This is a genomic window from Geodermatophilus sp. SYSU D00684, from assembly GCF_054050455.1.
The window spans coordinates 66,551-93,255 of record NZ_JBJGZI010000020.1 but is presented as its reverse complement, the minus strand read 5'-3'; the positions used below and the strand labels follow the sequence as shown (position 1 = coordinate 93,255).

Genomic DNA, 26,705 nt, shown 5'->3' with positions numbered 1-26,705 from the left:
CGGGGCTGACGGGTCACCCCAGCGCCTGCTCCAGGTCGGCGAGCAGGTCGTCGACGTCCTCGATGCCCACCGACAGGCGCACCAGGTCGCCCGGCACCTCCAACGGCGAGCCGGCCGCGCTGGCGTGGGTCATCCGGTGCGGGTGCTCGATCAGCGACTCGACCCCGCCCAGCGACTCGGCCAGCGTGAACAGCCGCGCCCGCTCGCAGACCCGCAGCGCCGCCTCCTCGCCCCCGGCCAGCCGGAACGACAGCATCCCGCCGGAGCCGGACATCTGCTTCACCGCGATGTCGTGGCCGGGGTGGTCGGGCAGGCCGGGGTAGAGCACGCGGGACACCGCCGGGTGCCCGCTGAGGTACTCCGCGATCCGGGCGGCGTTGGCCTGGTGCCGCTCCATCCGTACGCCGAGGGTCTTGATCCCGCGCAGCACGAGCCAGTCCGACAGCGGGCCGGACACCCCGCCCATCGCGTTCTGGTGGTAGGCGAGCTGCCCGGCGAGGTCGGCGTCGCGGACGACGAGCGCGCCGCCGACGACGTCGGAGTGGCCGCCGAGGTACTTCGTCGTCGAGTGCACGACGACGTCGGCGCCCAGGGTGAGCGGCCGCTGCAGGTAGGGGCTGGCGAAGGTGTTGTCGACGACGAGCAGCGCGCCGGCCTCGTGCGCGACCTCGGCGGTGAGCGCGATGTCGGCGATGTTGAGCAGCGGGTTGGTCGGCGTCTCGCACCAGATCACGCGGGTGGCGCCGGGCCGGATCGCCGCGCGCAGCGCGTCGGGGTCGTTGAGGTCGACGGGGGTGTGCTCGACGCCCCAGCGCGACACCACCCGCGAGATGAGCCGGAACGTGCCGCCGTAGGCGTCGCCGCCGAGGACGACGTGGCTGCCCGGTGCGCACACGGTGCGCAGCAGGGTGTCCTCGGCGGCCAGGCCGGAGGCGAACGCCAGGCCCGCGGTGCCCTCCTCGAGGGAGGCCAGCAGCTGCTGCAGGGCGTCACGGGTCGGGTTGGCGCTGCGGGCGTACTCGTAGCCGTTCCGCAGCCCGCCGACGCCGTCCTGCTTGAAGGTGGTGGCCAGGTGCAGCGGGACGACGACGGCGCCGGTGGCCGGGTCGGGGTCCTGCCCGGCGTGGATGGCGCGCGTGTCGAAGCCGTCGAACGCGCTCACCGGGTCACCCCCGCCAGGTGGCCGAGCACGTCCTGGCGGGTGACCACGCCCGCGGGCTTGCCGTCGACGTGCACGACCAGCGCGTCGGCCTCGCCGAACTCGGCCACCGCGGCGCTGACCGGCTCGCCCGAGCCGATGATCGGCAGCGGCGCGGACATGTGCTTCTCCACCCGGTCCGACAGCGAGGCGCGGCCGGCGAACAGCGCGTCGAGCAGCACCTTCTCGTCCACCGAGCCGACGACCTCGCCGGCGGTCACCGGCGGCTCGGCCCGCACGACCGGCATCTGGCTGACGCCGTACTCGCGCAGGATGTCGATGGCGTCGCGGACGGTCTCGTTGGGGTGGGTGTGCACCAGCACCGGTGTCGCGCCGTCCTTGGCGGCGAGCAGCTCGCCCACCGTCTCGCCGGTGGCGACGTCGAGGAAGCCGTAGTCGGCCATCCACCGGTCGTTGAAGATCTTGTTCAGGTAGCCGCGGCCGCCGTCGGGCAGCAGCACCACCACGACGTCGTCGGGCCCCAGCTCCTCCGCCGCCCGCAGCGCGCCGGCGACGGCCATCCCGCAGGAGCCGCCGACGAGCAGCCCCTCCTCGCGGGCGAGCCGCCGGGTCATGCGGAAGGAGTCGGCGTCGGAGACCGGGACGATCTCGTCGGCGATCGAGCGGTCGTAGGCCTCGGGCCAGAAGTCCTCGCCGACGCCCTCGACCAGGTAGGGCCGGCCGGTGCCGCCGGAGTAGACCGATCCCTCGGGGTCGACGCCGACGACCCGGACCCGGCCGTCGCTGACCTCCTTGAGGTAGCGGCCGATGCCGCTGATCGTGCCGCCGGTGCCGACGCCGGTGACGAAGCAGGTCACCCTGCCCTCGGTCTGCTCCCAGATCTCCGGGCCGGTCGTCTCGTAGTGCGACCGCGGGTTGGCCGGGTTGGCGTACTGGTCGGGCTTCCAGCCGCCGGGGGTCTCGCGTGCCAGCCGGTCGGAGACGGAGTAGTACGACCGCGGGTCCGACGGGTCGACGGCGGTGGGGCAGACGACGACCTCGGCGCCGTAGGCCCGCAGCACGTTGATCTTGTCCTGGCTGACCTTGTCCGGGCACACGAAGACGCACCGGTAGCCGCGCTGCTGGGCGACCAGCGCCAGGCCGATGCCGGTGTTGCCGCTGGTCGGCTCGACGATCGTCCCGCCCGGCTCCAGCTCCCCGCTGGCCTCGGCGGCGTCGACCATCCGCACGGCGATCCGGTCCTTCACCGACCCGCCGGGGTTGAGGTACTCGACCTTGGCCAGCACCAGCGGCGCGTCCGGGCCGAGGTCGGCGGTGACCCTCGACAGCCGGACCAGCGGGGTGCCGCCGATCAGGTCGACGACGGACTCGGCGTACTGCACGCGGACCTCCTCGCCGGCGCTCCGGGCGGGCGCCGTGTGTCCCATCCCACCACTCCGCCGGCTTCCCGGCCGCGCCGCCGTCCCGTCCGCCCCCGGGGCCGCCGCCCGGCGGCGACGGGTTCCTGACCGGGTCCGTCCGCTGCGGGCGCGTGTCGCGGCCCGCCGGCCCGGGCAGGGCTGCGGCATGACCGCGCCCCTCCCGTCGGCGCCGCTGGCCGGCGGCGGCAGCATGCCGCTGCTCGGCTTCGGCACCTGGCAGATGACCGGCAGCACCTGCTACGACGCCGTCCGCACCGCCCTGGACGCCGGCTACCGGCACCTGGACACCGCGACGATGTACCGCAACGAGGCCGAGGTCGGCCGGGCGCTGCGCGACTCCGGCGTCGACCGGGACGAGGTCTTCGTGACCACCAAGCTGCCGCCGCGCGAGGCGGGCCGGGCCGACCGCACGCTGGCCGCGTCGCTGGACGCCCTCGGCCTCGACGCGGTCGACCTGTGGCTGGTGCACTGGCCGCCCGGCGGCTCCGACGAGGGCCTGTGGGAGCGGTTCGTCGCCGCCCGCGAGGACGGGCGGGCGCGGGCGGTCGGGGTCAGCAACTACTCCCTCGACGCGGTGGACCGGCTCACCCGGGCGACCGGCGTGACGCCGCAGGTGAACCAGGTCAGCTGGGCGCCGGCGCTGTACGACCCGGCGGTGGAGGGCGGGCACCGGGAGCGCGGCGTCGTCCTCGAGGGCTACAGCCCGTTCAAGAACACCGACCTCGGCGACCCCGTGCTGCGGGAGGTCGCCGACGCGCACGGCGTCACCCCGGCCCAGGTGGTGCTGCGCTGGCACGTCGAGCACGGCGTGGTGGTGATCCCGAAGTCGGCCACCCCGGAGCGGATCCGCGCCAACCTGGAGGTCGGCGGCTTCGCGCTGTCGGCCGAGGAGGTCGCCCGCGTCGACGGCCTGGCGCGCGGCTGAGCCCTACCCGGCGTCCGGGGCCGGGGCGACCGGGCGCCGGGGCTCGCCGGCCAGCGCCGGCCGGACGTCGATCATCGGGGCGACCAGCCCCGTCGTCGGCCGGGTCACCGGGGTGAGGGAGGGGGCCGACGTGCGCCTTCGGGAGCGCAGGGCGGTGAGCAGGTCCAGCGCCGCCAGCACCGAGGCGCCGACGACGACGGTGCGCAGCCGGCGCTCCCGCTCCCCGCGCCGGTTCTGCAGGGCGACGCCCATGACGGCCAGGTCGACGGCGTCGCCGGCGACGCGGGTCCACGCCCAGCCGGGGCGGCCGGCGAGCAGGCCGGCCGCGTGCGCGAGCTCCCGGGCGCCGACGGCGGTGACCACCGGCAGCGCCACGGGGGAGTCGTCGACGCCGGCGAAGCGGGCGACGGCCGCGGGCGAGGCCAGCATCGAGGTGCCGAGGCCGAGGCTGGCCAGGCCGAGCAGTCGGGCCGTGCGGCGGGCGGGGCGCGCGCTCATGGGGTCCTCCCGGGGTCGGTCGCCCGGGCGGCTACCCGGGCGCCCGGGCCGGAAACGGCCGGTGGCGGGGCCGCTCGCGGCGGGACGAGGATGCGGGCATGACCTCTCCTGCGTCTCCCCGGACCCTCGGCCGGGACGGCCTGGTCGTCTCCGCCCTCGGCCTGGGCTGCATGGGCATGAGCCAGATGTACGGCGCCGCCGACCGTGACGAGTCGATCGCCACCGTCCACCGCGCGCTCGACCTCGGCGTCACCTTCCTCGACACCTCCGACGTCTACGGCGACGGGCACAACGAGGAGCTGGTCGGCGAGGCGATCCGGGGCCGGCGCGACGAGGTGCAGCTGGCGACGAAGTTCTCGCTGCGGCGCAACGACCGCGGGGGCATGGACATCGACGGCCGGCCGGAGAACGTGCGCGCCTGCGCCGAGGCCAGCCTGCGCCGGCTCGGCGTCGACGCGATCGACCTGTACTACCAGCACCGGGTGGACCCGCGGGTGCCGATCGAGGACACCGTCGGGGCGATGGCCGAGCTCGTGCAGCAGGGCAAGGTCCGGTACCTCGGGCTGTCGGAGGCGTCGGCCGCGTCGGTCCGCCGGGCGGTGGCCGTGCACCCGATCGCGGCGCTGCAGAGCGAGTGGTCCCTGTGGACCCGCGACCTGGAGACGGAGGTGCTCGGGGTCGCCCGCGAGGCGGGCGTCGGCATCGTGCCGTTCAGCCCGCTCGGCCGCGGCTTCCTCACCGGCGCGATCACCAGCCCCGACGACTTCGCCGACGACGACTGGCGGCGCACCCACCCGCGGTTCACCGGGGAGGCGTTCGCGGCGAACCTGCGCCTGGTCGACGCCGTCCGCGCGCTGGCCGCGGAGAAGGGCTGCACGCCCGGGCAGCTGGCGCTGGCCTGGGTCCTCGCCCAGGGCCCCGACGTCGTCCCGATCCCCGGCACCAAGCGGCGGTCCTACCTCGAGGAGAACGCCGGCGCGCTCGCCGTCGAGCTGTCGGCCGACGACCTCGCGCGGCTCGGCGAGATCGCCCCGCCCGGGGTCGCCGTCGGCGGCCGGTACGCCGACGCCGGGTACGCCTACGGCGACAGCCCGGAGCGCGCCGCGTGAGCGACCCGACCTGCGGCGTCGCGCACGGGGCGCCGGCCGCCCCGCCGACCGACCGGGTGCTGGTCGCGGTGTTCGCCTCGCCGGTCGCGGAGGTGCTGCTGCGCTGGGGCGCCGAGCTCGGCTTCCGCACCGCGCTGGTCGACCCGGCCGGCGGGGACGCCGCCCGCACGCTGGCCGACCTCGAGGACGCCCTCGACCTCGACCGCGCCGACGTCGTCGTCACCGACCACCACCGTCCCGAGCTCGGCGAGGTGCTGCGCGACGCGCTGGCCCGCCGGGTCCGCTGGGTCGGCGTCATGGGCAACCCGCGGCACGAGGGCCCGCACGTGGCGGCGCTGGCCGCGCTCGGCGTCCCGCCGGAGGAGGTGGCCCGGGTGCACCGGCCGATCGGGCTGGACATCGGGTCCCGCGCGCCGGCGGAGATCGCGCTGAGCACGCTGGCCGGGCTGCTGGCCGACCGCACCGGCCGCTCCGGCGGGTTCGCGCACGGCCCGCGGTGAGCGCCGTCCTGCTCGGTGCCGACCTCGGCACCAGCGGGCTCAAGCTCGTCGCGCTCGGCGAGGACGGCGGCACCGTCGCCGGGACCGAGGCCGGCTACCCCGTGGACAGCCCGCGGCAGGGCTGGGCCGAGTGCGCCGTCGGCACCTGGCGGGCGGCGTTCGACGACGCCCTGGCCCGGCTGCTGCCCGCGCTGGCCGGCCGGCCGGTGGCCGGGCTCGGACTGTCCGGCCAGATGCACGGCACGGTGCTCGTCGACGACGCCGGCGCCGCGCTCGCGCCCGCGGTGTTGTGGCCGGACCAGCGGGCCGCCGCGGAGGTCGGCCGGTGGCGGGCGCTGCCGGCTCCCGACCGCGCCGCGCTGGCCAACCCGCTGGTGCCGGGCATGACCGGCCCGGTGCTGGCCTGGCTGGCGGCGCACCGGCCAGACCTGGTCGACCGCGCCGCCGCCGTGCTGCTGCCCAAGGACGCCCTCCGCGCCACGCTGCTGCCCGGCACCGACCCGCGGGTCACCGACCGCAGCGACGCCTCGGCCACGCTGCTGTGGGACGTCGTCGCCGACGGCTGGTCCGCCGCCGCGCGGGCCGCGGCCGGGGTGCCGCCCGGCCTGCTCCCGGCGGTGCGGCCCTCGGCGGAGGTGGCCGGGACGGCGGTGCTCGGCGGGGCGGAGGTCCCGGTCGTCGTCGGTGGCGGGGACACCCCGCTGGCGCTGCTCGCGGCCGGCACCACCGCCGGGCTGCAGGTCAACCTCGGCACCGGCGCGCAGGTGCTGCGGCCCGGCTGGACGCCCGCCCCGGCCGACGACCCGCCGGTGCACGGCTACGCCGACGCCGAGGACGGCTGGTACGCGATGGCCGCGCTGCAGAACGGCGGCTCGGCGTGGACCTGGGTGGCCGGCGTGCTCGGCGTCCCGCCCGCCGCGCTGTTCGACCTGGCCGCCACCTCGCCCCCCGGCGCCGGAGGAGCGGTGTTCCGGCCGTTCCTCACCGGCGAGCGCGGCGGGGTGGCCGGACCCGGGGACCGCGCCGGCTGGAGCGGCCTGGGCGCCGGCACCACCCGCGCCGACCTCGCCCGGGCCGCCGTCGAGGGGGTGCTGTCCGCGGTCGCCGCGGCGGCCGGGCTGCTCGGGGAGGTGCCCGAGGGGCCCGTCGTCCTGACCGGGGGCGGGGGACGCGCGCCGCTGGTGCGGGAGACCCTCGCCGCCCTGCTCGGCCGGCCGGTGACGTGGCTGCCGCTGCGCAGCGCGTCCGCGGTCGGGGCGGCGGTGCTGGCCGGGCGCGGCGCCGGCGTGCCGGTCGAGCCGCGGCGGGCCTGACCGGCCGCATGGAACGGTGCCGGTCCGGGCACCGTTGACCTCGACGACGGGCCCAGGACGGGCCCCGGCGAGAGGAGGCACGCGAGATGGCGTCGGTGTTCGACAAGGTGGCCCAGTTAGCCCGCAGCCCGAAGGGTCAGCAGACCCTCAAGCAGGTGTCGGCCAAGGCCCAGCAGCTGGCGAAGGACCCCAGGACCAAGGCACGGATCGACGACGCCCGCCGCCGGTTCACCGGTGGCCGCGGCACCGGCGGCGGCCCGCGCCCCACGGCCTGAGCCACGACGCGACGGCGGCCCCTCCCCGATCCCGGGGAGGGGCCGCCGTCGTCGTCACCGGGCCGCGGGGTCGGGCAGGCGCAGGTGCGCCAGCGCGGCGTCGTGCAGCGCGCCGTTGGTGGCCAGGGCGCTGCCGCCGGCCGGGCCGTCGGCGCCGGTGAGGTCGGTGAACCGCCCGCCGGCCTCGCGCACGATGACGTCGAGCGCGGCGAGGTCCCACAGCGACACCTCGGGCTCGCAGGCGACGTCGACCGCGCCCTCGGCCAGCAGCACGTAGCTCCAGAAGTCGCCGTAGGCGCGGGTGCGCCACACCGACCGCGTGAGGTCGAGGAAGCCGTCGAGCAGGCCGCGCTCCTCCCAGCCGGAGAGGCTGGAGTAGGACAGGCTCGCGTCGCCGAGGTCGGTGATGCCGGAGACGGAGCACCGGGTGGCCGACTCCAGCCGCCGCCCGGTCCAGGCGCCGACGTCCTTGGCCGCCCACCAGCGGCGGTTCAGCGCCGGCGCCGAGACCAGGCCGACGACCGCCTCGTCGCCGTCGAACAGCGCGATGAGGGTCGCCCACACCGGCACGCCGCGGACGAAGTTCTTCGTCCCGTCGATCGGGTCGAGCACCCAGCGCCGCGGGCCGTGCCCGGTGACGCCGAACTCCTCGCCGAGCACGGCGTCGCGGGTGCGGGCCCGGGCGAGGGTGATGCGCAGCTGCTCCTCGACGGCGCGGTCGGCGTCGGTGACCGGCGTCAGGTCCGGCTTGGTCTCGACGGTGAGGTCGAGCGCCCGGAACCGCTCCATGCTGATGGAGTCCGCCTGGTCGGCCAGCACGTGCGCCAGGTGCATGTCCCCCGTGAAGTCCCGGCCCGGTGTCATGGGCACCGAACCTAGCGGGCGGTCGGTCGAAGACGGCGGCACTGACGCCGCTGGGCCCCTCGTACTCGCGGTCCGCGATCTTCCGCAGCGCGTCGAGGACCTCCTCGTCCGCCCCCTCGGCGTGCTCGAGGATCTGCTCCTCGCTCGCCGGGAGTCCATGCCCTTCAGGGCCTTCTGGAGCTCGATGGGGCTCACCATGCCGGTGCGGCCACCCCCGCCCACGTGCTCCGATGCACGGATACCGTCGAGGGGATGGACGCGGCGACGATCGTGGGGCTCCTGGCCGACCCCACCCGGCTGAAGGTGGTGGCGGCCCTGGCGCTGGGCGCCGGGACGATCGAGGACGTCGCCGCGGCCTCGGGCCTGTCCCTCAAGGACGTCGCGCTCGCCGCCCGCCGGCTCGCCCGCGCCGGGCTGGTCCGCCGCGACGGGCACGTCCTCGAGCTGCTGACCGACCGCTTCGGCGCCGCCGCCCGCGCGGCGGCGGAGGCGGCACCGGCGCCGGAGCCGCTGTCGGACGACCCGGCCGAGTCCGCGGTGCTCGCCGCGTTCATCCGCGACGGCCGGCTGACCACCATCCCGGCGCAGCAGAGCAAGCGGCGCCTGGTGCTCGAGCACGTGGTGCGGGTGTTCGACGTCGGCGTCCGCTATCCCGAGCGCGAGGTCAACGCGCTGCTGGCCGTCTGGCACCCCGACACCGCGGCGCTGCGCCGCTACCTGGTCGACGAGGGACTGCTCTCCCGCGAGTCCGGCCTCTACTGGCGGACCGGCGGCTGGGTCGACGTCTAGCCGACCTGCTCCTGCCGACGCTCGTGCTCTGCCCCCACGGGCGGGGCAGAGCACGAGTACTCGGGGGACAGGTCGGCGGCCGCGGGGCCACACTGCCGGGCGTGCCCGACGCCGACGCCTTCCGCGCGCTCGCCCGGTCCTCCCCGGACCGGTGGGCGACGCTGCGGTTCACCGAGCGCCGGCGCCGCGGGTGGACGTGGTCCGAGCCGGTCCGCGCCTGGCTGCGCCGGCCGGACCGGCTCCGGGTCGAGGACGCCGCCGGCCGGCTGCTCGGCGTCGTCCGGGAGGCCGGCGCGGGCGACGACCCGATGTGGCAGGACTACCGCTGGGTGGCCGAGCTGCGGCCGCGGGAGCTCGCCGACGGCGTCGACCCGGACACCGGGGCGCCCGCCGGGCCGGCGCTGACCGTCGACGGCCTGCGCGAGGTCGAGCACGCCGGCCGCCCGGCCTGGGAGGCGCTGGTCGTGCCCACCGACCGGTACGAGCCGCGCTGCGGGTGCTGCCCGCTGCTGCGCAGCCGCCGGGTCGACGAGCTCGAGTGGGGGAGCGTCCCCGACGGCGTCGAGTACCCGACCGCCCACCTCGTCCGGCTCGACGTGCGGACCGGCGTCTGCGTGTGGGCGGAGCCGCTGGACGGCACCTACGCGGGCGAGACGCACGACCTGCGCATCGAGGCGGTCGACGAGCCGGTGCCCGACCGGCTGTTCGTGGGTCCCGGACGGGGCTAGCCGAGCCGCACGGTCCCGTCGGCGTCGACCGACCAGCCGGGGTTGTGCCCGATCTCCCAGACGACGCCGTTCGGGTCGCGCACCAGCGCGTGGAAGACGCCGCCGAAGGCGCCCTCCTCGGGCGGGGTGAGCACGGTGCCGCCCGCCGCGGCCATCCGCTCGCACAGCGCGGCGACGGCGTCGCGGTCGCCGACGTTGTGCGCCAGCGTCAGCCCGGACACCTCCGGCCGGGCGGGCCCGGTGCCGAGGTCCTGGGCGAACTTCGCCGTCTCGAAGAAGGCCAGCACCGTGCCCGGCGCGACCTGGAAGAAGACGATCTCGCCGGGCACGTCGAGCAGCGGCGTCCAGCCCAGGCCCTCGACGTAGAACCGCCGCGCGGCGTCGAGGTCGGCGGTGGCCAGGGTCAGGAAGTGGACCTGCTGGTCCATGGGTGACCTCCCGTCAGTAGCCGGGGCCGACCTGGCCCACGGCGTCGAGCAGCCGCCGCACGCTGGCCAGCCGCTCGGCGCGGCCGGGCGGGCCGGCGGCGGCCCAGGCGTCCAGGGCGCAGTCGGGGTCGTCGGCGGAGTGCCCGCACCCGGGCGGGCAGTCGACGGCGGCCTCGGCGAGGTCGTCGAAGGCCGCGACGACGTCGTCGGCGGTGACGTGCGCCAGCCCCAGCGAGCGGATGCCGGGGGTGTCGACGATCGTGCCGCCGCCGGGCAGGTCGAACAGCACCGCCGACGACGACGTGTGCCGCCCCTTGCCGACCTTCGTCACCTCGCCGATGGCCCGGCCGGCCTCGGGCACCAGCCGGTTCACCAGCGTGGACTTGCCCACGCCCGACTGGCCCACGAACACGCTGGTGCGCCCCTCCAGCCGGTCGAGCAGCGGGTCCAGCGGCGTCTCCCGCGACACCGGCACCGCGCCGACGTCCAGCCCGGCGTAGCGGTCCAGCAGCGCCTGCGGGCTGGCCAGGTCGGTCTTGGTCAGGCAGAACAGCGGCTCCAGCCCGCCGGCGTAGGCGGCCACCAGGCAGCGGTCGAGGAACCCCAGCGCCGGGTCGGGGTCCGTGACCGAGGTGACGACGACGAGCTGCTCGGCGTTGGCCACCACGACCCGCTCGGTGGGGTCGGTGTCGTCGGCGGTGCGCCGCAGCGACGTCGTCCGGTCCTCGATGACGACGATCCGGGCGAGGGTGTCGGGCCGGCCGCTGGTGTCGCCGACCAGCCGCACCCGGTCCCCGACGACGACGCCGTGCCGCCCCAGCTCCCGGGCGCGCATCGCGGTCACCTCGAGAGGGGCGCCGTCGGGACCGGGGACCCGGACGGTCATCCGGCCGCGGTCGACCGCGATGACCAGGCCGGGGACGGCGTCGGAGTGCGCCGGGCGGGTGCGGGTGCGCGGGCGGGAGCCGCGCCGGCTGGGCCGGACCCGGACGTCGTCCTCGTCCGAGCGGCTGTCGTGACGGCGGCTCAGGAGGCCACCCCCGCGGTCGCGGAGAGCATGCCCGCCCAGCGCTCGCGGAAGTCCGGCAGCGTCTTGGTGACCGCCTCGGGCCCGGAGACCCGCACGCCGTCGACGGCCAGGCCGAGGACGGCCGCGGCGTGCACCATCCGGTGGTCGGCGTAGGAGTCCAGCAGCGCCGGCCGGAGCGGGCCCGGCTCGACCTCCAGGCCGTCGGGCAGCTGGCGCACGCGGGCGCCGACGGCGGTGAGCACGTCGTCGAGGGCCTGGATGCGGTCGGTCTCGTGGCCGCGCAGGTGGGCGATGCCGGTCAGGCGCGAGGGCCCGTCGGCCAGCGCGCACAGCGCGGCGAGCACCGGGGTCAGCTCGCCGACGTCGGCCAGGTCGGCGACCAGGGGGGCGATGCGGCCGGTACCGGTGACCCGCAGGCCGTCCAGCGTCCGCTCGACCTCGGCGCCCATCGCGCCCAGCAGCGCGTCCAGCTGCGCGCCGGGCTGGGTGGTCACCGCCGGCCAGTCGGGCACGGTGACCCGCCCGCCGGTGACCAGCGCCGCCGCGAGGAACGGCGCGGCGTTGGACAGGTCGGGCTCGACGACGCGGTCGAGCGCGGCCAGCCGCCCGGGGGCGACCCGCCAGCCGCGGTCGGTCGCCGCGACGTCGACGCCGTGCTCGCGCAGCGCGGCGACGGTCATCTCCACGTGCGGCATCGACGGCACCCCACCGGCCAGGGCGAGGTCGAGGCCCTCGTCGAAGCGGGCGGCGGCCAGCAGCAGCCCGGAGACGATCTGCGAGGACTCGCTCGCGTCGACGGTCACCGCCCCGCCGCGGACCGCGCCGGTGCCGTGCACGGTGAACGGCGCCCGGCCGCGGCCGCCGTCGTCCACCTCGACGCCGAGGTCGCGGAGTGCGGCGACCAGCCCGGCGTTCGGGCGCTCGCGCAGCCGCGGGTCGCCGTCGAGCCGGACCGGGCCGTCGGCGAGCGCGGCCACCGGCGGCAGGAAGCGGAGCACGGTGCCGGCCAGGCCGGCGTCGACCTCCGCCGGGCCGCGCAGCCCCGCGGGGGTCACTAGCCAGTCGGCGCCGTCCTCGGCGATCCCGACGCCGAGGGCGCGCAGCCCGGCGGCCATGAGGTCGGTGTCGCGGGCCCGCAGCGGGCGCACGACGCGGCTCGGGCCGTCGGCGAGCGCGGCCAGGACCAGCGCCCGCGCGGTGATCGACTTGGACCCGGGCAGCGGGACGACGGCGTCCACGGGGGTCGGGCGGTGCGGCGTCGTCCAGACCTGGCTCACGGGAGACCATCCTGCCCGGTCCGGACGACGCCGCCCACGCTCAGCCGCCGACCGGGGGAGCGGCCTGCTTCTTCGCCGGGACCGTGCGGACCAGCCGCCGGTTGGCGAACTCGAACACCGCCAGCTCGGACAGCTCGCGGCCGTAGCCCGACCGCTTGATCCCGCCGAAGGGCAGCTCGGGGGAGGAGCCGGTGGGCTGGTTGATCCACACCATCCCGGCCTCGAGCCGGTCGGCCACCGCCCGGGCGCGGTCGAGGTCGCTGCTCATGACCGTGGCGCCGAGGCCGAAGGCGCTGTCGTTGGCCAGCGCGACCGCCTCGTCGGCGTCCTTGACCTTGTAGACGACGGCTGCGGGGCCGAACAGCTCCTCGCTGTAGGCGCGCATCTCCGGGGTGACGTCGGTGAGGATCGTCGCCTCGACGAACGCGCCGGGGTGCTCGGGCCGCTTGCCGCCGGCGACCACGGTGGCGCCCTTGTCGACGGCGTCCTGGATCTGCGCGTGCAGGTCCTGCGCGGCCCGCTCGCTGGACAGCGGGGCCAGCGACGTCGACGGGTCGGCCGGGTCGCCGGGGGAGAAGGTGGAGAACGCCTGCTTGAGGCCCTCGACGAAGGGCTCGTAGAGCTCCTCGGTGACGATCAGCCGCTTGGACGCGGTGCACGCCTGGCCGGTGTTCTGCATCCGGCCCATGGTGGCGGCCTTCACCGTGGCGCCGAGGTCCTCGGCGTCGAGCACGATGAACGGGTCGCTGCCGCCGAGCTCGAGCACCGACTTCTTCAGGTGCTTGCCGGCCAGGGCGCCCACGGCGCTGCCGGCCCGCTCGCTGCCGGTCAGGGTCACGCCCTGGATGCGCGGGTCGGCGATGACCTGCTCGACGTCGGCGATCCGCAGGAAGGTGTTGGTGAAGACGCCCTCCGGCGCGCCGGCGTCGGTGAACAGCTGCTCGATCGCCTCGGCGCACTGCGGGGTGATCTCGGCGTGCTTGAGGATGACGGTGTTGCCCAGCACCAGGTTCGGGCCGGCCACGCGGACCACCTGGTAGAAGGGGTAGTTCCACGGCTCGATGGCGAGCAGGACGCCGATCGGCTGCGTCTCGACGACGGCCTCGCCCTTGCCCATGAGGGGCGTGATCGGCTTGGGCTCGAGGAACGACGGGCCGTTGTCGGCGTAGTACTTGAGGATCATCGAGCAGAGGTAGAGCTCGCCCGTGGCCTCCTCGTGCCGCTTGCCCATCTCGGTGGTGATGAGCCTGGCGAGGTCCTCGCGGCGCTCGTCGATGAGCTCCGCGGCGCGGCGGACGACGCCGGCGCGCTCCTCGACCGGGCGCTGCCGCCACTCCTGGTAGGCGGCGTGCGCGGTCCCGATGATGCCGTCGATGGCCTCGGTGGGCGTGAAGTCGAACTCCTTCTCGGTCTCCCCGGTGAAGGGGTTGACCGTCGCGTAGCGCCGCTCGGCGGACTCGCTCGCGGTCTTCGGCTGCTCCTGCGGTGGGTTCTGTGTCGCGGTCACGCGCGTGATCCTCGTCTCTGCTCGCCGGGGTCTCCACCCCGGGCCCATCCGGGGCCCACCCGGGGCCCCGGAGGGCGCTCCCGCTGTCCCCGGTGCCGCCTAGAGTCGGTCCCGCGGGCCCGTCCCGGGCCGGCCCGACAGCCGGGAGGACCAGCCATGTGCGGTCGCTACGCCGCCACCCGCCGTCCCGAGGACCTCGTCGTCGAGTTCGAGGCCGTCCCCGCCGAGGGACAGGAGCCGCTGCGGGCCGACTTCAACGTCGCGCCGACCAAGGACGTCTACGTGGTCCGCACCAAGCGCGAGCGCGACCCGGAGGGCAGCCCCACCGGCGAGGCGCACCGGGAGCTGCGCGCGGTCCGCTGGGGCCTGGTGCCCTCCTGGGCCAAGGACGTGTCGGTCGGCAACCGGCTGCTCAACGCCCGCGTCGAGTCGCTCACCGAGAAGCCGGCGTTCCGCTCGGCCGCCCGCTCCCGCCGGTGCCTGGTCCCGGCCGACGGCTGGTACGAGTGGCAGAAGAAGCTCGACTCGCCCGGCAAGCAGCCCTACTTCATCACCCCGGCCGACGGGTCGGTGCTGGCCATGGCCGGGCTCTACGAGGTGTGGGGCAAGGGCGAGGACCGGCTCTACACCTGCACGGTGGTCACCGCGCCCGCCGTCGGCGCGCTCACCGAGATCCACGACCGGATGCCGCTGGTGCTGCCGCGCGAGCGGTGGGCCGACTGGCTCGACCCCGCTCGCGACGACGTCGAGGCGCTCGCGGAGCCGACCCCGCCGTCGGTGGTCGAGGGGCTGGAGCTGCGCCCGGTGAGCCCCGCGGTGAACAACGTCCGCAACAACGGCGCCGAGCTGGTCGCCCGCGTCGAGGGCGCCGGCGCCCCGGCCGACCAGCCCGCGCTCTTCTGAGGAGCCGTCCCCTGAGCGAGCGCGCGTCCGCCGTCGTCCCCTCCGACCCGCCCGCCGAGCCGCCCGCCGGTCCCGTGCTGCCCCGCTGGGTGGCCGCCGGGGTCACCTTCCTCGCCTCCGGTGCGGTGCTGGTGCTGGAGATCGTCGGGCTGCGGCTGATCGCCCCCTACGTCGGCATCACGCTGCAGACCAACACCGCGGTCATCGGCTTCGCGCTGGCGGCGATCGCGGTCGGCGCCTGGGCCGGGGGCGCCACCGCCGACCGCCGCGACCCGCGCGGGCTGATCGCGCCGCTGCTGGTCGCCGGCGGGGCGCTGGTGATCGCCGTGCTGCCGCTGGTGCGCTTCACCGGGTCGTTCCTCACCGGTCCCGACGCCGGTGCCGTGCTGCTGCTGGCCGCGGTCGCCATCGTGGTGCCGGCGACGCTGCTGTCGGCGGTGCCGCCGATGGTGGTGAAGCTGCAGCTGGCCAGCCTGGCCGAGACCGGTTCGGTGGTCGGGAAGCTGTCGGGCATCGGCACGCTCGGCGGGATCGCGGCCACCTTCGCCACCGGCTTCGTGCTCATCGCGGTCTTCCCCAGCAGCGGCATCCTCGTCGGCACCGGGCTCGTGACCGTCGTCGCCGGCGTCGCCGTGTTCCTGCTGCTGCGCCGCCGGTCGCCGGGCGGGGCGGGCCGGGTGCCGACGGCGCTGCTGCTGCTCGCCGTCACCGGGTCGCTCCTGGCGGCGGTCGCGCCGACGCCGTGCGAGGAGGAGACCTCCTACCACTGCGCCCGCGTGGTGGCCGACCCCGAGCGGGAGACCGGCCGGGTGCTGGTGCTGGACACGCTGCGGCACAGCTACGTCGACCTCGCCGACCCGACGTACCTGGAGTTCGAGTACGTCCGGGCGATCGCCGCGGTCACCGACGTCCTGGCCCCCGCCGGGCAGTCGCTGTCGGCGCTGCACCTGGGCGGCGGCGGGGCGACCGTGCCGCGGTACCTCGCCGAGGTCCGTCCGGGCACGGAGAGCCTGGTGCTCGAGGTCGACCCCGGCGTCGTCGCCATCGACCGCGAGCAGCTGGGCCTGCAGACCTCGGAGCGGCTGCAGGTGCGGGTCGGCGACGCCCGCGTGGGGCTGGCGGCCGAGCCCGCCGGCACCCGCGACGTCGTCGTCGGGGACGCCTTCGGCGGCCTGTCGGTGCCCTGGCAGCTGACCACCGTGGAGGCGCTGGAGCTGGTCGACCGGGCGCTCACCGACGACGGCGTGTACGTCGCCAACCTCATCGACCACCCGCCGCTGGGCTTCGTCCGCGCGGAGCTGGCCACGATGCGCGCGGTGTGGCCGCACGTGCTGCTGCTCGCGCGCGCCCCGGTGCTGGCCGGTGAGGACGGCGGCAACGTCGTCGCGGTCGCCTCGCACCGGCCGCTGGACGAGGCCGCGCTCGCCGAGGCGCTGCTGGCGCAGGACTCGACCTGGCAGGTCGCCCCGTCCGCGGAGGTGGCCGCCCTCGCCGGCGACGCGCAGGTGCTCACCGACGACGCCGCGCCGGTCGACCAGTTGCTCACCCCCTACGGCGCCCCCGGCACCTGACCGGGAGTCCCCCGCGATCATGGCGCCGTGACCACTCCGCGGGGCCGGATCGTGGTCACCGCGCCATGATCGCGGGGAACTCAGCGGCCGATCGGGGCGGTGCGGGCGCGGGTCAGGCGGACCAGCTCGCCCGGCGGCAGCTCCACCTGCAGCCCGCGCCGGCCGGCGCTGACCATCACCGTGGCGAACCCCAGCGCCGAGTCGTCGACCACGGTCGGCAGCGCCTTGCGCTGGCCGAGCGGGCTGATCCCGCCGAGGACGTAGCCGGTGGTGCGCTCGGCGTCGGCCGGGTCGGCCATCGCGGCCTTCCGCCCGCCGGCCGCGGCGGCCAGCGCCTTGAGGTCGAGCGTGCCGCTCACCGGGACGACGGCGACGGTCAGCGCGCCGTCGACGCGGGTGACCAGCGTCTTGAACACCTGGCGCGGGTCGGCGCCGAGCGCGGCCACCGCCGCCTCGCCGTGCCCCTGGTCGCTCGTGTGCTCGGGGTCGTAGGGGTGCAGGGTGTGCGCCACCCCCGCCTTCTCCAGGGCCCGCACCGCGGGGGTCGCCGCCACGGCCGGGCACTGTAGCCAGCGCCCGCGCGGACCGCCGCCGACTTCCCGCGGCCGGGGAATGAGCCCACCGCCGGGCACCGTTGCAGGGACCGTGAGCAGCACCGTCTCCAACGCCCGCACGCGGGCCCCGCGCCGGCGGCCCCCGGGCCGGCCCGACGCCGCGCGACTAGGATCGACCGACGTGGCAGCCCGCCTCCGGGCGCCGCAGAGAGGACGGTCGGTGCCTGAGGAGACCCCGGGCGGGAACCCCGCCGTCGAGCCGGTCGAGACCCCGCGCGAGCAGGTGGTCGGGGCTCCGGTGGAGGTGCCCGAGGCCCGCGAGGGGGGCAGCCGCACCGAGGTCGCCGAGACCCGCGCGGAGCGCGACGCCCGCTTCGAGCGGGACGCGCTGCCCTACCTCGACCAGCTCTACCCGGCGGCCCTGCGGATGACCCGCAACCCCGCCGACGCCGAGGACCTGGTCCAGGAGACGTTCGTCAAGGCCTACTCCGCGTTCCACCAGTTCGCCGAGGGCACGAACCTCAAGGCCTGGCTGTACCGGATCCTGACCAACACCTACATCAACAGCTACCGCAAGAAGCAGCGGCAGCCGCAGCAGTACCCCACCGACCAGGTGCAGGACTGGCAGCTCTACGCGGCCGAGGAGCACAGCTCCAGCGGGCTGCGGTCGGCGGAGATCGAGGCGCTGGACCACCTGCCGGACTCCGACATCAAGGAGGCCCTGCAGCAGCTGCCCGAGGACTTCCGGCTGGCGGTGTACCTCGCCGACGTCGAGGGCTTCGCCTACAAGGAGATCGCCGAGATCATGGGCACGCCCATCGGCACGGTGATGTCCCGGCTGCACCGTGGCCGGCGGGGCCTGCAGAAGCTGCTGGCCGACTACGCCCGTGAGCGCGGGTTCGTCCGCGCCGGAGCCGGTGAGGAGGGGCGGTCGTGAGCACCGAGCAGGAGCGTCCGGTCGAGATCTCCTCGTGCGACGACGTCCTGTCGCACGTCTTCGAGTTCCTCGACCGCGAGACCGACGACGCCCGCCGCGCCGTCATCGCCGAGCACCTCGAGGACTGCTCCCCGTGTCTGCGGCAGTTCGGCATCGAGCAGGAGTTCAAGGCGCTGGTCCGCCGCCGCTGCGGCGGTGACCCGACGCCGTCGGGCCTGCGCGATCGGATCAAGATGCAGCTGACCACCGTCTCCTTCGAGGAGGACGGCACGCAGATCAGCGTGGAGAAGGTCAGCACCGAGGTGGTCCGGACCGACTGGTCCGAGGACGCCTGACACACCCCGGCACACGACGACGCCCCGCCCCCGGTCCTCCGGGTGCGGGGCGTCGTCGTGTCGGGCCCGCGAGGGCCGTCGTCAGGCGTTGGGGCGCTTGCCGTGGTTGGCCTTGTTCCCCTTGCGGGAGCGCCGCTTGCGTCCACGCTTGGACATCGCCGCCCTCCTCTCGTCGTCGTGGTCCGGAGTGTGGTCCGGAGTGTCCGAGGTCGTACCCAGGGTCCCACAGCGGGTGAGGAGGCCCCCGCCCGGTGGCGTGGGTGTCGGCGGCGCGGGGCACGATGGCAGGGAGACCGGGCGGACGGCCCGGCGCGGGGACGGGAGGCCGGGGAGCGTGGCCCAGCACGGGATCGACAGCGTGCTCGTGGCGGGACGGGGGCCCGCGGCGTGCGCGGTCATCGCGGCCTGCTCCCGGCTGGACGTGAAGTCGGTGGCCGTCTACTCCGAGGCCGAGCGTTCGGCCCGGCACGTGCGCCTGGCCGACGACGCGGTGCTGCTCGGCCCGGCGCCCGCCGCGGAGTCCTACCTCGCCGTCGACCGGATCGTGGAGGCCGCCCGCCGCAGTGGCGCCCGCGCCGTGCTGCCCGTGCCGCCGGCGCTGGCCGGCAACGCCGCGCTGGCGGGGGAGGTCGCCGCGGCGGGGCTCACCTGGGTCGGCCCGCCCGCCGAGGTGCTCGAGCGGCTCGGCGGCGACGGCGTGGAGCCGGCCAGCGAGCACGGCCTGCTCGCCGTCGTCACCGAGGACGGCCTGCGCTTCCCGACGGCGGTCGCCCGCGACCGGGCGGCGGGCATCGCGCGGGTGTCCTGGACGCCCGACCCCGCCGGCGACGTGCCGCCCGGCGCGAAGCGGCTGGCCGAGGTCGGCTGGCGCGGGCTGGTCACCGTCGGCGTCGCCGAGGACGGCGAGCTGGGGGAGGTCGCGGCCGGCTTCTCCCTCGACATGGCCGTGCTCGAGCGGGCGCACCAGGTGGACGCGGTCGACCTCGCGCTGGCCGCGGCGGTGGGCCGCCGCGCGCCGCGCCGCCGCGCCGCCGACGAGCACCCGCCGCGGGCCGCGGTCGCCGTCCAGCTGCGCTCGACGCTGCCGCCGGGGCGGGCCGGCCGGGTGACCGGCGCCCTGCCCGCGGCGGGCCGGCTGCGCGGCACCACCGGGCGGACCGAGGTGGTCGCGGTCAGCGGCTACGACCCGGGCGACCGGCTCGACGGCTGGTACGACGCCCTGCTGGCCACCGTGAGCGCCGGGGCGCCCGACACCGCCACCGCCGCGCGGGCGGCCGCCGCCGCGCTGTCCGGGCTGCCCGAGACGGGCGTGCCGCACGACGGCGAGGAGGTCTGCGCGGTGCTGCACCGGCTGGCCGAGGGGGAGCTCGCGCCGGGTTCCTGAGCGACCGCCGGGCCGCGGGGGCCCGTGCTTGGATGGGGGCTCCGCTCAGCGAGGAGGTGCCGCGTGGCAGTCGAGGAGATCCACGCCGAGATGGTCTCCAGCGTCTGGAAGGTGCTGGTGAGCCCGGGCAGCGAGGTCTCCGCGGGGGACACCCTGGTGATCCTCGAGTCGATGAAGATGGAGATCCCCGTGCTCACCGAGCGCGCCGGCGTCGTGCAGGAGCTGCACGTCGTCGAGGGCGAGGTGCTGCAGGAGGGCGACCTCATCGCCACCGTCGCCGACGCCTGACCGCGGTCCCGGCGGCTCAGGTCGCGCGGCGGGTCAGGTCGCCCAGGCGGTCCCCGAGCAGCCGGTAGACCCCCGGGTGCACGCTCATGCCGACGTGGCTGGAGTCGACCTCGACGTTCTCGGCGTCCGGGTCCAGGCACGCGTGCCAGTCGACGACCCAGTCGCTGCGCGAGTAGACCGAGAGGTACGGCACCCCGGCGGGGAAGGGGCGGGCCAGGTCCTCGGCCAGCTCCCCGGCGCACCCGCCGTCGAGGCAGTCGTCGCGGAACAGCCCCGGCATCCCGGCGCTGCCCAGCGCGGCGACCAGCCGCACCTGCGCGGCCACCAGCGGGTTGATCGCCATGTGGTCGACGTTCGGGCTGCCGAGCGTGGCGATCCCGGCGACCCGGTCGGGCCGGCGCATCGCCACGAGCTTGGCGAACAGCCCGCCCCGGCTCTGGCCGACGACCGCCGCGGGCCGGCCCGTCCGGTCGGTGAACTCGACGAGGCGGCGCTCCAGGCGCTCCACCGCCAGGCGGGTGCAGTCGACGTTGACCCGGATCTGCGAGGTGCACGTCCGGTAGCCCCGCGCGCGCAGCCAGCGCTCCAGCACCGACAGCGACGGGTCCCCGGCGAGGAAGCCGGGCACGAGCAGGACCGGCAGGCCGCCGCCGGGCGGGACGCCGTGCCCCCGCCAGACGGGGGAGCGGGCCAGCGCGGCCGCTTCGCGCCACGGCCGTTGCGCCGCGAGCAGCGCCGCCACCGGGGACGCCCCGATCCACGGGGGAGCCTCCCGGTCCGGTGTCCGGGAAGGATGCGCCGTCGTCTGCATGTGGGGTCTCCGCTCCCTCGACCGTCCGGTGCAGGGAAGTGTGGCCCCTGACACACTCGTGCACACGGCCGGGGCGCACACCCCGCCGTCTCCCGAGGAGGCCAGCGGACGTGAAGCAGCTGTCGGGTCTGGACGCGACGTTCCTGCACCTGGAGACGTCGGCGCAGTTCGGGCACGTCTCGAGCCTGTCCATCTACTCCCGCCCGGACGACCCCGCCTACCGGCCCTACGACGCGTGGCGCGCGCAGCTGGAGCAGCGGCTGCACCTGCTCGAGCCGCTGCGCCGGCGCCTGGTCGAGGTGCCCCTGGGCCTGGACCACCCCTACTGGGTCGCCGACCCCGCCTTCGACCTGGACTTCCACGTCCGGCACACGGCCGTCCCGCCGCCCGGCAGCGACGACCAGCTCGCCGCGCTGGCCGCGCGCCTGGTCTCCCGGCCCCTGGACCGGCGCAAGCCGCTGTGGCTGTCCTACGTCATCGAGGGGCTGGCCGACCACCGCTTCGCCGTCCTCACGATCGTCCACCACGCCACCATCGACGGGGCGTCGGGCGTGGAGCTGATGACGCTGATGCTCGACGACACCCCCGAGGGCAACCGGACGCCGCCCGAGGCCGAGACCGGGACGTGGACGCCCGAGCGGCCACCCGGCGACCTCGAGATGCTCGCGCGCGGCGCGCTCGGCCTGGCCCGCAAGCCCGCGCGCGGGGTGCTGCTCGCCGCGTGGAGCGCCCGGGAGATCGGCCGGGCCACGCGCAACCCGGTGCTGGTGCGGGCGGCCAACGACGTCCGGCGCAGCCTGCGCGGGCCGCTGGGCACCGTGCTCAACCTCGGCCGGCACCGCCCGGAGGAGCCCGACCAGCCGCCGCCGGTGCCGAGCGTCCGGCCGCCGCGCACGCCGTTCAACGGACCCATCACCCCGCACCGGAAGCTCGCCATCCGCTCGACGTCGCTCGACGTCGTCAAGCAGGTCAAGACCGCGCTGGGCGCCACCGTGAACGACGTCGTCATGGCCGCGTGCGCCGGCGGCCTGCGCACCTGGCTGGACCGGCGCGGGGCGCTGCCGTCGGACCCGCTCGTGGCGCTGGTGCCCGTCTCGGTGCGGACCGGGGAGGAGACCGACCGCTGGACCAACCGGGTGTCGATGCTCTCGGCCGTCCTGCCGACCGACGAGCCCGACCCCGTCCGGCGGGTCCGCCGCGTGCACGAGGCGATGAGCAGCAGCAAGGAGATCTTCTCCGCGCTGCCCGCCGAGCGGCTCACCGACTTCGCCGAGTTCCCGCCGCCGGCGGTCTTCGCGCGGGCGATGCGGCTCAGCGCCCGGCTGCGGCTGGGCTCCCGCCTGAGCCCGGGCAACCTCGTCATCTCCAACGTGCCCGGTCCGCGCACGCCGCTCTACGCCGCGGGCGCGCGGCTGGAGCACTACTTCCCGGTCTCGACGATCGTCGAGGGGCAGGGCCTGAACATCACGGTGCAGAGCTACCTCGACCGCCTGGACTGGGGCCTGGTGTCGTGCGCCGAGCTGCTCCCGGACGTCGACGTGCTGCTCCGCGACATCCTCGACGACCTGGACGCCCTCGCCGCCGCGGCCGGCGTGCAGGTGCCCGCGCCGGAGGCGGCCGCGCCCCCACCCCGCCGTCCCGCCCGGTCCCGCGGCAGCGGTCCGGCCCGCGCGCGGCGCTGAGGGGACCCGGTCAGAGGTCGTGGGCGTAGACCAGCAGGTCGATGCCGGGGCGCGGCGCCCAGTCGCGCTCGGGTAGCCGGGTGAAGCCGAGCCGGGCGTAGAGCCGGTGCGCGGCGGCCATCACCGGGTCGGTCGAGAGCAGCATGCGCCGCTTGCCGGCCGCGCGGGCCCGGCGCAGGCACTCGGTCACCAGCAGCTCGCCGACGCCGCGGCCGCGCGCCTCCGGGTCGACGACGAGCATCCGGAACGCCGCCTCCTCGGGCGACTCGGTGATCTCGCCGAAGTCGCCGTCGAGCACCAGCGCCACGGCGCCGACGACCCGGTTCCCGTCCCGGGCGACCAGCAGCTGCGACCGGGAGGCGCGGCCCTCGACGTCGGCCAGCTGCGGCAGGTACGCCTCGGAGGCCAGCCGCTCGTCCCGGTAGACGCCGACGGTCAGATCCGCGATGGCCGGCCAGTCGGCGGGGACGGCGTCGTCGACGGTCGCGGGCGGGGGGACGAGGGACGGTGCGGCCACGGGTGCCCAGCCTAGGCGGGGGCCCGCCCTACCCTCGGGGACGATGAGCACCCTCTCCGAGCGCCTGCACCGCGGCGCGGCGACCGCCCCGTCGCAGGTCGACCACGCGCGCCGCCTGGTGGCCGACTGGCAGCTGCTGGCCGACCTGGCCTTCGCCGACCTCACCCTGTGGGTGCCGCTGCGCACCGGCGCGTGGTGGTGCGTGGCGCAGGTGCGCCCGCTCACCGCGCCGACCAGCCAGCCCGAGGACCTGGTCGGCAGCGAGGTCGACGGCCCCGACGCCGACCCGTTCCGGCTGGCGCACCGGGAGGGCCGGCCGGTGACCGAGGGGGAGCCGGACTGGTCGGGCACCAGCCCGCGGCGGCGCGAGGTCATCCCGGTGCGGCACGACGGCGTCGTCGTCGCGGTGCTGGCCAAGGACACCAACCTGGCGGTGACCCGGTCGCCGTCGACGCTGGAGCTGACCTACCTCGACATCGCCGCCGACCTCTGCCTGATGGTCTCGGCCGGCACCTTCCCGCCGGAGAAGCTGCTCGACGCCGAGATGAGCCCGCGGGTGGGGGACGGGCTGGTGCGCCTGGACGCCGCCGGCCGCGCGGTCTACGCCAGCCCCAACGCCCTGTCGGCCTACCGGCGCCTCGGGGTGACCGGCGACCTGTTCGGCACGGACCTGGCCCGGGTGACGCGGGCGGCGTCGTCGGACCGGGTGGCGGGGGAGGCGGTCGCGGCCACCATCGCCGCCGCGGTGGCCGGGCGGTTCCCCGACCCGACCGACGTCGTGGGGCGGTCGGCGACGCTGCTGGTGCGCGCGCTGCCGCTGCAGGCCCCGGGCGCCGAGGAGGGCGCGCTGGTGCTGGTCCGGGACGTCACCGACCTGCGCGACCGCGACCGGGCGCTGCTCACCAAGGACGCGACGATCCGCGAGATCCACCACCGCGTGAAGAACAACCTGCAGACGGTCGCCGCGCTGCTGCGGCTGCAGGCCCGGCGGATGACCGAGCCGGCCGCGCGGGCGGCGCTGGAGGAGTCGGTGCGGCGGGTGGCCTCGATCGCCGTCGTCCACGAGACGCTGGCCGGCAGCCGGGAGGACGTGGTCGACGTCGACGACGTGCTCGACCAGGTGCTGCCGATGCTCGGCGACCTCACCTCGATCGGCCCGGCGGCGCGCACCCGCCGGGTGGGCGCCTTCGGCGAGCTGCCCGCGGCCACCGCGACGCCGCTGGTCATGGCGGTCACCGAGCTGCTGCACAACGCCGCCGAGCACGCCTTCCCCGTCGACGGCCAGCCCGGCTCGATCGAGCTGGCGGCCGAGCGCGACGGCGACGACCTGGTGGTGCGCGTCCGCGACGACGGGCAGGGGGTGCCGGAGGGGTTCGACCCGGCGCGGAGCGACGGCCTGGGCCTGCAGATCGTGCGGACGCTGGTGACCAGCGAGCTCGGCGGGTCGCTGCTCATCCGGACGCCGGAGGAGCCGCCGGGTCCCGGCCGGCCGGGCACCGAGGTCGTCCTCGAGCTCCCCGGGGCTGGGCGACCGCGCCGCTAGGCGCTGCCCGGGACGAGTGGGGGCCGGAGGCCTCCGCGAGGAGCGGGCGGGTGGGCTCCGCGTGGCTGGGGGACGGCACCTGGCCGCGGTGTCGTCCGGTAGGACGACGGTGTCGCTGAGAAGGCGCGAGGCCGGTCCCCGCTCGGGGGACCGGCCTCGCGCCGTTGCTCAGCCGGCGGGTGCCGGCAGCTGCTGCGTCAGGCGCGGACGCGGGTGCGGGACTGACGGCGCTTGAGAGCACGCCGCTCGTCCTCGGACAGCCCGCCCCACACGCCGGAGTCCTGACCCGAGCGCAGAGCCCAGTCGAGGCAGGACTCGACGACCGAGCAGCGGTTGCAGACCGCCTTCGCCTGCTCGATCTGCACGAGGGCCGGGCCGGTCGTCCCGATGGGGAAGAACAGCTCCGGGTCCTCGTCCCGGCAGAGCGCGCGGTGGCGCCAGTCCATGTCTGTGCACTCCTCGGTGTCGACTACATTGCTTGCAGATCGCTGACATCGGGCCGCATGCGCGGGCGCGACACCGGTTGCCCAGCGCCTCGTTCCAGCGACCGCCCACCGCTTGTTACCGGCAGGTTGCGTTCCTCTCGCGATGTTTTCACCTGAGGAACTCGTGTCAAGCGCACCGGGGCCCTGGGTCGACCCCTCGTGAGCAACCTCACCACGGGCGTGCTAGGGGCGCCACTCGGCGGTGCGGTGGTGCTTGACACGGGCCCTCCGGGCGTGTCCTCGGGACGCCGTGGAGGGCTCCGCGCGCCAGGCGGTGCGCTAGGCGATGACGGCGAGCGCCGACGGCACCGACCGCACGCGCAGCCCGGTCGCCGTCCCGAGGTGGTCCCCGTCGAGCTGCCAGCCCTGCGGGCGGGACGCCCGCAGCTCGAAGCCGGCCAGGTCGTGCAGGCGGTGCACGCCGCGGCCGCGCGCGTCGGGGCGGCGGGCCAGCACCTGCCGGGTGGTGTGCAGCATCCGCAGCACACCCATCCGGCCGAGGGCGAACACGTCGAGGCCGGCCTCGAAGGAGGCCTCGGGGCTCGGGTTCACCGGCCGGGAGCCCAGGTAGGTCCACGGGCTGACGTTGGAGACCAGGCAGAGGAACAGCCCGTCGAGGTCGGGGGAGCCCGGGACGCACAGCGTCACGGCGGGACGGCGGCGCTCGCGGCCGAGGACGAACGCCCGGGTGGCCTCCCGGACGTACAGCGCCCCGGTGGAGCGGCGGCCGCGCGCCCGCTGGGCCTCCACCCGGGCGATGACGTCGGCGTCGAAGCCCAGGCCGGCGGCGAAGACGAACCAGCGCGGGTCGGTCCAGCCGGGGTCGGCCGCGGCGTCGACCTCGGCGACGGCGGTGGCGACGCCCGGGTCCACCCCGCGCGCGGGCGCGGTGCTGGTGCCGGTGGCGCTGGCGGTGCCGAGCGAGACGCGGCGGGTGCGCCCGGCACGCAGCGAGTCGAGGATCTCGCCGGTGGCCTCGACCGGGTCGCGGGAGCGGCCCAGCGCGCGGGAGAACACGTTGGTCGAGCCGCCGGGGACGACGGCCAGCGTCGGCACGTGCTCACCGGGCCCGTCGGTCAGCAGGCCGTTGACGACCTCGTTGACGGTGCCGTCCCCGCCGAGCGCGACGACGACGTCGAACCCGTCGGCCAGCGCCTGCCGACCCAGCTCGCGGGCGTGCCCCCGGTGGGTGGTCTCGGCGAGGTCGACCTTGAGCTCGCTGGCCAGTGCGCCGACCAGCACGTCCCGGACCCGGCCGGTGGTCGTCGTCGCCGCGGGGTTGGCCACCACGAGCGCACGCATGGGGTCAGGCTAGCCAGCACCGGGGCCCCCGACGGGCACGGACGGGACCTCGCGTGACCGGTGACGCGTAGCCTCGCTCCTGTGACGGACGAGGACGCGACCCGCCGCCCCAGCCGGGCCGAGCGGCTCCTCGGCGGCGCCGCGCAGCCCTCCGCCCGACCGCCGCGGCCGGCCCGGCCCGAGGCCCCGCCGGCGGTGGTCCGGGCGGCGCTGGTGGCCGCGATCGAGGCGGCCCTGCTGCTCGGCGGGGCGCTGGTCATCCTGTGGCTGACGCTCACCAGCGACCCCGACAGCGTGGCCCGCGCGCTGGCCGAGGTGGTCTACGTCGGCATCTTCGGCGTCGTCCTGGCCGCGGCCGCCGTGGGCCTGCGGCGGCTGTCGGGGTGGGCGCGGGGGCCGGTCGTCGTGCTGCAGATCCTGCTCGGGCTGTTCGGCTACAGCACCGCGTTCCCCGGCGGTCAGCCGCTGCTGGGCATCCCGCTGATCGTGCTTGCGGTCGCCGAGCTGTACCTGCTGTTCACGCCCGAGGCGCGGCTGGCCTTCCTGGACCGCTGAACGACCGGGCGCTGG

General features: G+C 76.4%; 30 protein-coding genes. 16 read left to right on the top strand and 14 right to left on the bottom strand.

The features are described from left to right. Positions 1–13 precede the first annotated feature (13 nt). Both ACI79L_RS15835 and ACI79L_RS15830 read right to left on the bottom strand, forming a co-directional pair. Complete coding sequence (locus tag ACI79L_RS15835; RefSeq protein WP_456937710.1) at positions 14–1,162, bottom strand: cystathionine gamma-synthase; 1,149 nt, start codon at positions 1,160–1,162, stop codon at positions 14–16. Next, the gene (locus ACI79L_RS15830; protein ID WP_456937709.1) at positions 1,159–2,541 is read right to left on the bottom strand and encodes a cystathionine beta-synthase; all 1,383 of its coding nucleotides are present in this window, start codon (positions 2,539–2,541) and stop codon (positions 1,159–1,161) included. The genes ACI79L_RS15835 and ACI79L_RS15830 overlap by 4 nt, the downstream gene beginning before the upstream one ends. A 184-nt stretch (positions 2,542–2,725) precedes the next feature. On the opposite strand from ACI79L_RS15830, the gene ACI79L_RS15825 reads away from it, so the two are divergent. After that, positions 2,726–3,505: an aldo/keto reductase gene (locus ACI79L_RS15825; RefSeq protein ID WP_456937708.1), complete on the top strand. Its 780-nt coding sequence runs from the start codon at positions 2,726–2,728 to the stop codon at positions 3,503–3,505. A gap of 3 nt (positions 3,506–3,508) precedes the next feature. Here the strand turns inward: ACI79L_RS15825 and ACI79L_RS15820 are convergent, their stop codons facing one another. Continuing rightward, complete coding sequence (locus ACI79L_RS15820) at positions 3,509–4,003, bottom strand: hypothetical protein (protein ID WP_456937707.1); 495 nt, start codon at positions 4,001–4,003, stop codon at positions 3,509–3,511. 98 nt (positions 4,004–4,101) lie between these two features. Between ACI79L_RS15820 and ACI79L_RS15815 the strand changes: the two genes are divergently transcribed. From ACI79L_RS15815 to ACI79L_RS15800, 4 genes are all read left to right on the top strand, one after another. Continuing rightward, positions 4,102–5,112 carry an aldo/keto reductase gene (locus ACI79L_RS15815; RefSeq protein ID WP_456937706.1) on the top strand — a complete coding sequence of 337 codons (1,011 nt, stop codon included), beginning with the start codon at positions 4,102–4,104 and terminating at the stop codon, positions 5,110–5,112. Continuing rightward, a complete protein-coding gene (locus tag ACI79L_RS15810; RefSeq protein ID WP_456937705.1) occupies positions 5,109–5,612 on the top strand; it encodes an XdhC family protein in 504 nt (167 codons plus the stop codon). Before ACI79L_RS15815 ends, ACI79L_RS15810 begins: the two co-directional genes overlap by 4 nt. After that, positions 5,609–6,925 carry an FGGY family carbohydrate kinase gene (locus ACI79L_RS15805; RefSeq protein ID WP_456937704.1) on the top strand — a complete coding sequence of 439 codons (1,317 nt, stop codon included), beginning with the start codon at positions 5,609–5,611 and terminating at the stop codon, positions 6,923–6,925. Before ACI79L_RS15810 ends, ACI79L_RS15805 begins: the two co-directional genes overlap by 4 nt. A gap of 86 nt (positions 6,926–7,011) precedes the next feature. Beyond that, complete coding sequence (locus ACI79L_RS15800; RefSeq protein ID WP_456937703.1) at positions 7,012–7,200, top strand: hypothetical protein; 189 nt, start codon at positions 7,012–7,014, stop codon at positions 7,198–7,200. Between the two features lie 54 nt (positions 7,201–7,254). Here the strand turns inward: ACI79L_RS15800 and ACI79L_RS15795 are convergent, their stop codons facing one another. Next, entirely contained in the window at positions 7,255–8,064 is an 810-nt protein-coding gene (locus ACI79L_RS15795; protein WP_456929269.1) for an inositol monophosphatase family protein, read from the bottom strand. A 252-nt stretch (positions 8,065–8,316) separates the two neighbouring features. On the opposite strand from ACI79L_RS15795, the gene ACI79L_RS15790 reads away from it, so the two are divergent. Together ACI79L_RS15790 and ACI79L_RS15785 are read left to right on the top strand one after the other, a co-directional pair. Continuing rightward, positions 8,317–8,853 (top strand): DUF2087 domain-containing protein, encoded by a 537-nt coding sequence (locus tag ACI79L_RS15790; protein WP_456929271.1) that lies wholly within the window; start codon positions 8,317–8,319, stop codon positions 8,851–8,853. Positions 8,854–8,954: 101 nt separating this feature from the next. Then, positions 8,955–9,581, top strand: a complete 627-nt coding sequence (locus ACI79L_RS15785) for a hypothetical protein (RefSeq protein ID WP_456937702.1) — start codon at positions 8,955–8,957, stop codon at positions 9,579–9,581. Here ACI79L_RS15785 and ACI79L_RS15780 read toward each other — a convergent pair. The 4 genes from ACI79L_RS15780 to ACI79L_RS15765 all read right to left on the bottom strand — a co-directional run bounded on the left by ACI79L_RS15780 (position 9,578) and on the right by ACI79L_RS15765 (position 13,823). Continuing rightward, positions 9,578–10,009, bottom strand: a complete 432-nt coding sequence (locus tag ACI79L_RS15780) for a VOC family protein (RefSeq protein WP_456937701.1) — start codon at positions 10,007–10,009, stop codon at positions 9,578–9,580. The two genes, ACI79L_RS15785 and ACI79L_RS15780, sit on opposite strands and share 4 nt — an antisense overlap. A gap of 13 nt (positions 10,010–10,022) precedes the next feature. Then, positions 10,023–10,895 (bottom strand): ribosome small subunit-dependent GTPase A, encoded by an 873-nt coding sequence (rsgA, locus tag ACI79L_RS15775; protein ID WP_456937700.1) that lies wholly within the window; start codon positions 10,893–10,895, stop codon positions 10,023–10,025. 140 nt (positions 10,896–11,035) lie between these two features. Next, positions 11,036–12,316, bottom strand: a complete 1,281-nt coding sequence (gene aroA / locus ACI79L_RS15770; RefSeq protein WP_456937699.1) for a 3-phosphoshikimate 1-carboxyvinyltransferase — start codon at positions 12,314–12,316, stop codon at positions 11,036–11,038. A 40-nt stretch (positions 12,317–12,356) separates the two neighbouring features. Beyond that, positions 12,357–13,823: an NAD-dependent succinate-semialdehyde dehydrogenase gene (locus tag ACI79L_RS15765; protein ID WP_456937698.1), complete on the bottom strand. Its 1,467-nt coding sequence runs from the start codon at positions 13,821–13,823 to the stop codon at positions 12,357–12,359. A gap of 156 nt (positions 13,824–13,979) precedes the next feature. Between ACI79L_RS15765 and ACI79L_RS15760 the strand changes: the two genes are divergently transcribed. Together ACI79L_RS15760 and ACI79L_RS15755 are read left to right on the top strand one after the other, a co-directional pair. Continuing rightward, complete coding sequence (locus ACI79L_RS15760; protein WP_456937697.1) at positions 13,980–14,726, top strand: SOS response-associated peptidase; 747 nt, start codon at positions 13,980–13,982, stop codon at positions 14,724–14,726. Between the two features lie 74 nt (positions 14,727–14,800). Continuing rightward, a complete protein-coding gene (locus ACI79L_RS15755; protein WP_456937696.1) occupies positions 14,801–16,297 on the top strand; it encodes a fused MFS/spermidine synthase in 1,497 nt (498 codons plus the stop codon). 80 nt (positions 16,298–16,377) lie between these two features. Here the strand turns inward: ACI79L_RS15755 and ybaK are convergent, their stop codons facing one another. Beyond that, a complete protein-coding gene (gene ybaK / locus ACI79L_RS15750) occupies positions 16,378–16,851 on the bottom strand; it encodes a Cys-tRNA(Pro) deacylase (RefSeq protein ID WP_456937695.1) in 474 nt (157 codons plus the stop codon). Positions 16,852–17,071: 220 nt separating this feature from the next. Between ybaK and ACI79L_RS15745 the strand changes: the two genes are divergently transcribed. Both ACI79L_RS15745 and rsrA read left to right on the top strand, forming a co-directional pair. After that, positions 17,072–17,788, top strand: a complete 717-nt coding sequence (locus ACI79L_RS15745) for a sigma-70 family RNA polymerase sigma factor (RefSeq protein WP_387990223.1) — start codon at positions 17,072–17,074, stop codon at positions 17,786–17,788. Then, on the top strand, positions 17,785–18,123 hold the full coding sequence (gene rsrA / locus ACI79L_RS15740; protein ID WP_456929280.1) for a mycothiol system anti-sigma-R factor: 339 nt from the start codon (positions 17,785–17,787) through the stop codon (positions 18,121–18,123). The genes ACI79L_RS15745 and rsrA overlap by 4 nt, the downstream gene beginning before the upstream one ends. Positions 18,124–18,204: 81 nt before the next feature. Here the strand turns inward: rsrA and ACI79L_RS15735 are convergent, their stop codons facing one another. Continuing rightward, the gene (locus ACI79L_RS15735; protein WP_014377707.1) at positions 18,205–18,279 is read right to left on the bottom strand and encodes a 50S ribosomal protein bL37; all 75 of its coding nucleotides are present in this window, start codon (positions 18,277–18,279) and stop codon (positions 18,205–18,207) included. 178 nt (positions 18,280–18,457) lie between these two features. Here ACI79L_RS15735 and ACI79L_RS15730 point away from each other — a divergent pair, with 178 nt between their 5' ends. Beyond that, positions 18,458–19,507 (top strand): biotin carboxylase N-terminal domain-containing protein, encoded by a 1,050-nt coding sequence (locus ACI79L_RS15730; protein WP_456937694.1) that lies wholly within the window; start codon positions 18,458–18,460, stop codon positions 19,505–19,507. 63 nt (positions 19,508–19,570) lie between these two features. Continuing rightward, a complete protein-coding gene (locus ACI79L_RS15725; RefSeq protein WP_387990214.1) occupies positions 19,571–19,795 on the top strand; it encodes a biotin/lipoyl-binding carrier protein in 225 nt (74 codons plus the stop codon). A 16-nt stretch (positions 19,796–19,811) separates the two neighbouring features. Here ACI79L_RS15725 and ACI79L_RS15720 read toward each other — a convergent pair whose 3' ends face one another. Beyond that, entirely contained in the window at positions 19,812–20,537 is a 726-nt protein-coding gene (locus tag ACI79L_RS15720) for an esterase/lipase family protein (protein WP_456937693.1), read from the bottom strand. A gap of 179 nt (positions 20,538–20,716) precedes the next feature. On the opposite strand from ACI79L_RS15720, the gene ACI79L_RS15715 reads away from it, so the two are divergent. Further along, positions 20,717–22,288 carry a WS/DGAT/MGAT family O-acyltransferase gene (locus ACI79L_RS15715; protein WP_456937692.1) on the top strand — a complete coding sequence of 524 codons (1,572 nt, stop codon included), beginning with the start codon at positions 20,717–20,719 and terminating at the stop codon, positions 22,286–22,288. A 10-nt stretch (positions 22,289–22,298) separates the two neighbouring features. Here the strand turns inward: ACI79L_RS15715 and ACI79L_RS15710 are convergent, their stop codons facing one another. Beyond that, positions 22,299–22,805 carry a GNAT family N-acetyltransferase gene (locus ACI79L_RS15710; RefSeq protein ID WP_456937691.1) on the bottom strand — a complete coding sequence of 169 codons (507 nt, stop codon included), beginning with the start codon at positions 22,803–22,805 and terminating at the stop codon, positions 22,299–22,301. A 43-nt stretch (positions 22,806–22,848) separates the two neighbouring features. Here ACI79L_RS15710 and ACI79L_RS15705 point away from each other — a divergent pair, with 43 nt between their 5' ends. After that, positions 22,849–24,348: a sensor histidine kinase gene (locus tag ACI79L_RS15705; RefSeq protein ID WP_456937690.1), complete on the top strand. Its 1,500-nt coding sequence runs from the start codon at positions 22,849–22,851 to the stop codon at positions 24,346–24,348. 197 nt (positions 24,349–24,545) lie between these two features. On the opposite strand, the gene ACI79L_RS15700 is transcribed toward ACI79L_RS15705, so the two are convergent. Next, positions 24,546–24,794: a WhiB family transcriptional regulator gene (locus tag ACI79L_RS15700; RefSeq protein WP_456929286.1), complete on the bottom strand. Its 249-nt coding sequence runs from the start codon at positions 24,792–24,794 to the stop codon at positions 24,546–24,548. A gap of 318 nt (positions 24,795–25,112) precedes the next feature. Then, positions 25,113–26,135, bottom strand: coding sequence for a diacylglycerol/lipid kinase family protein (locus tag ACI79L_RS15695; protein ID WP_456937689.1), 1,023 nt, complete (start codon positions 26,133–26,135; stop codon positions 25,113–25,115). Between the two features lie 81 nt (positions 26,136–26,216). Between ACI79L_RS15695 and ACI79L_RS15690 the strand changes: the two genes are divergently transcribed. After that, positions 26,217–26,690, top strand: coding sequence for a hypothetical protein (locus ACI79L_RS15690; protein WP_456937688.1), 474 nt, complete (start codon positions 26,217–26,219; stop codon positions 26,688–26,690). Positions 26,691–26,705 lie beyond the last annotated feature (15 nt).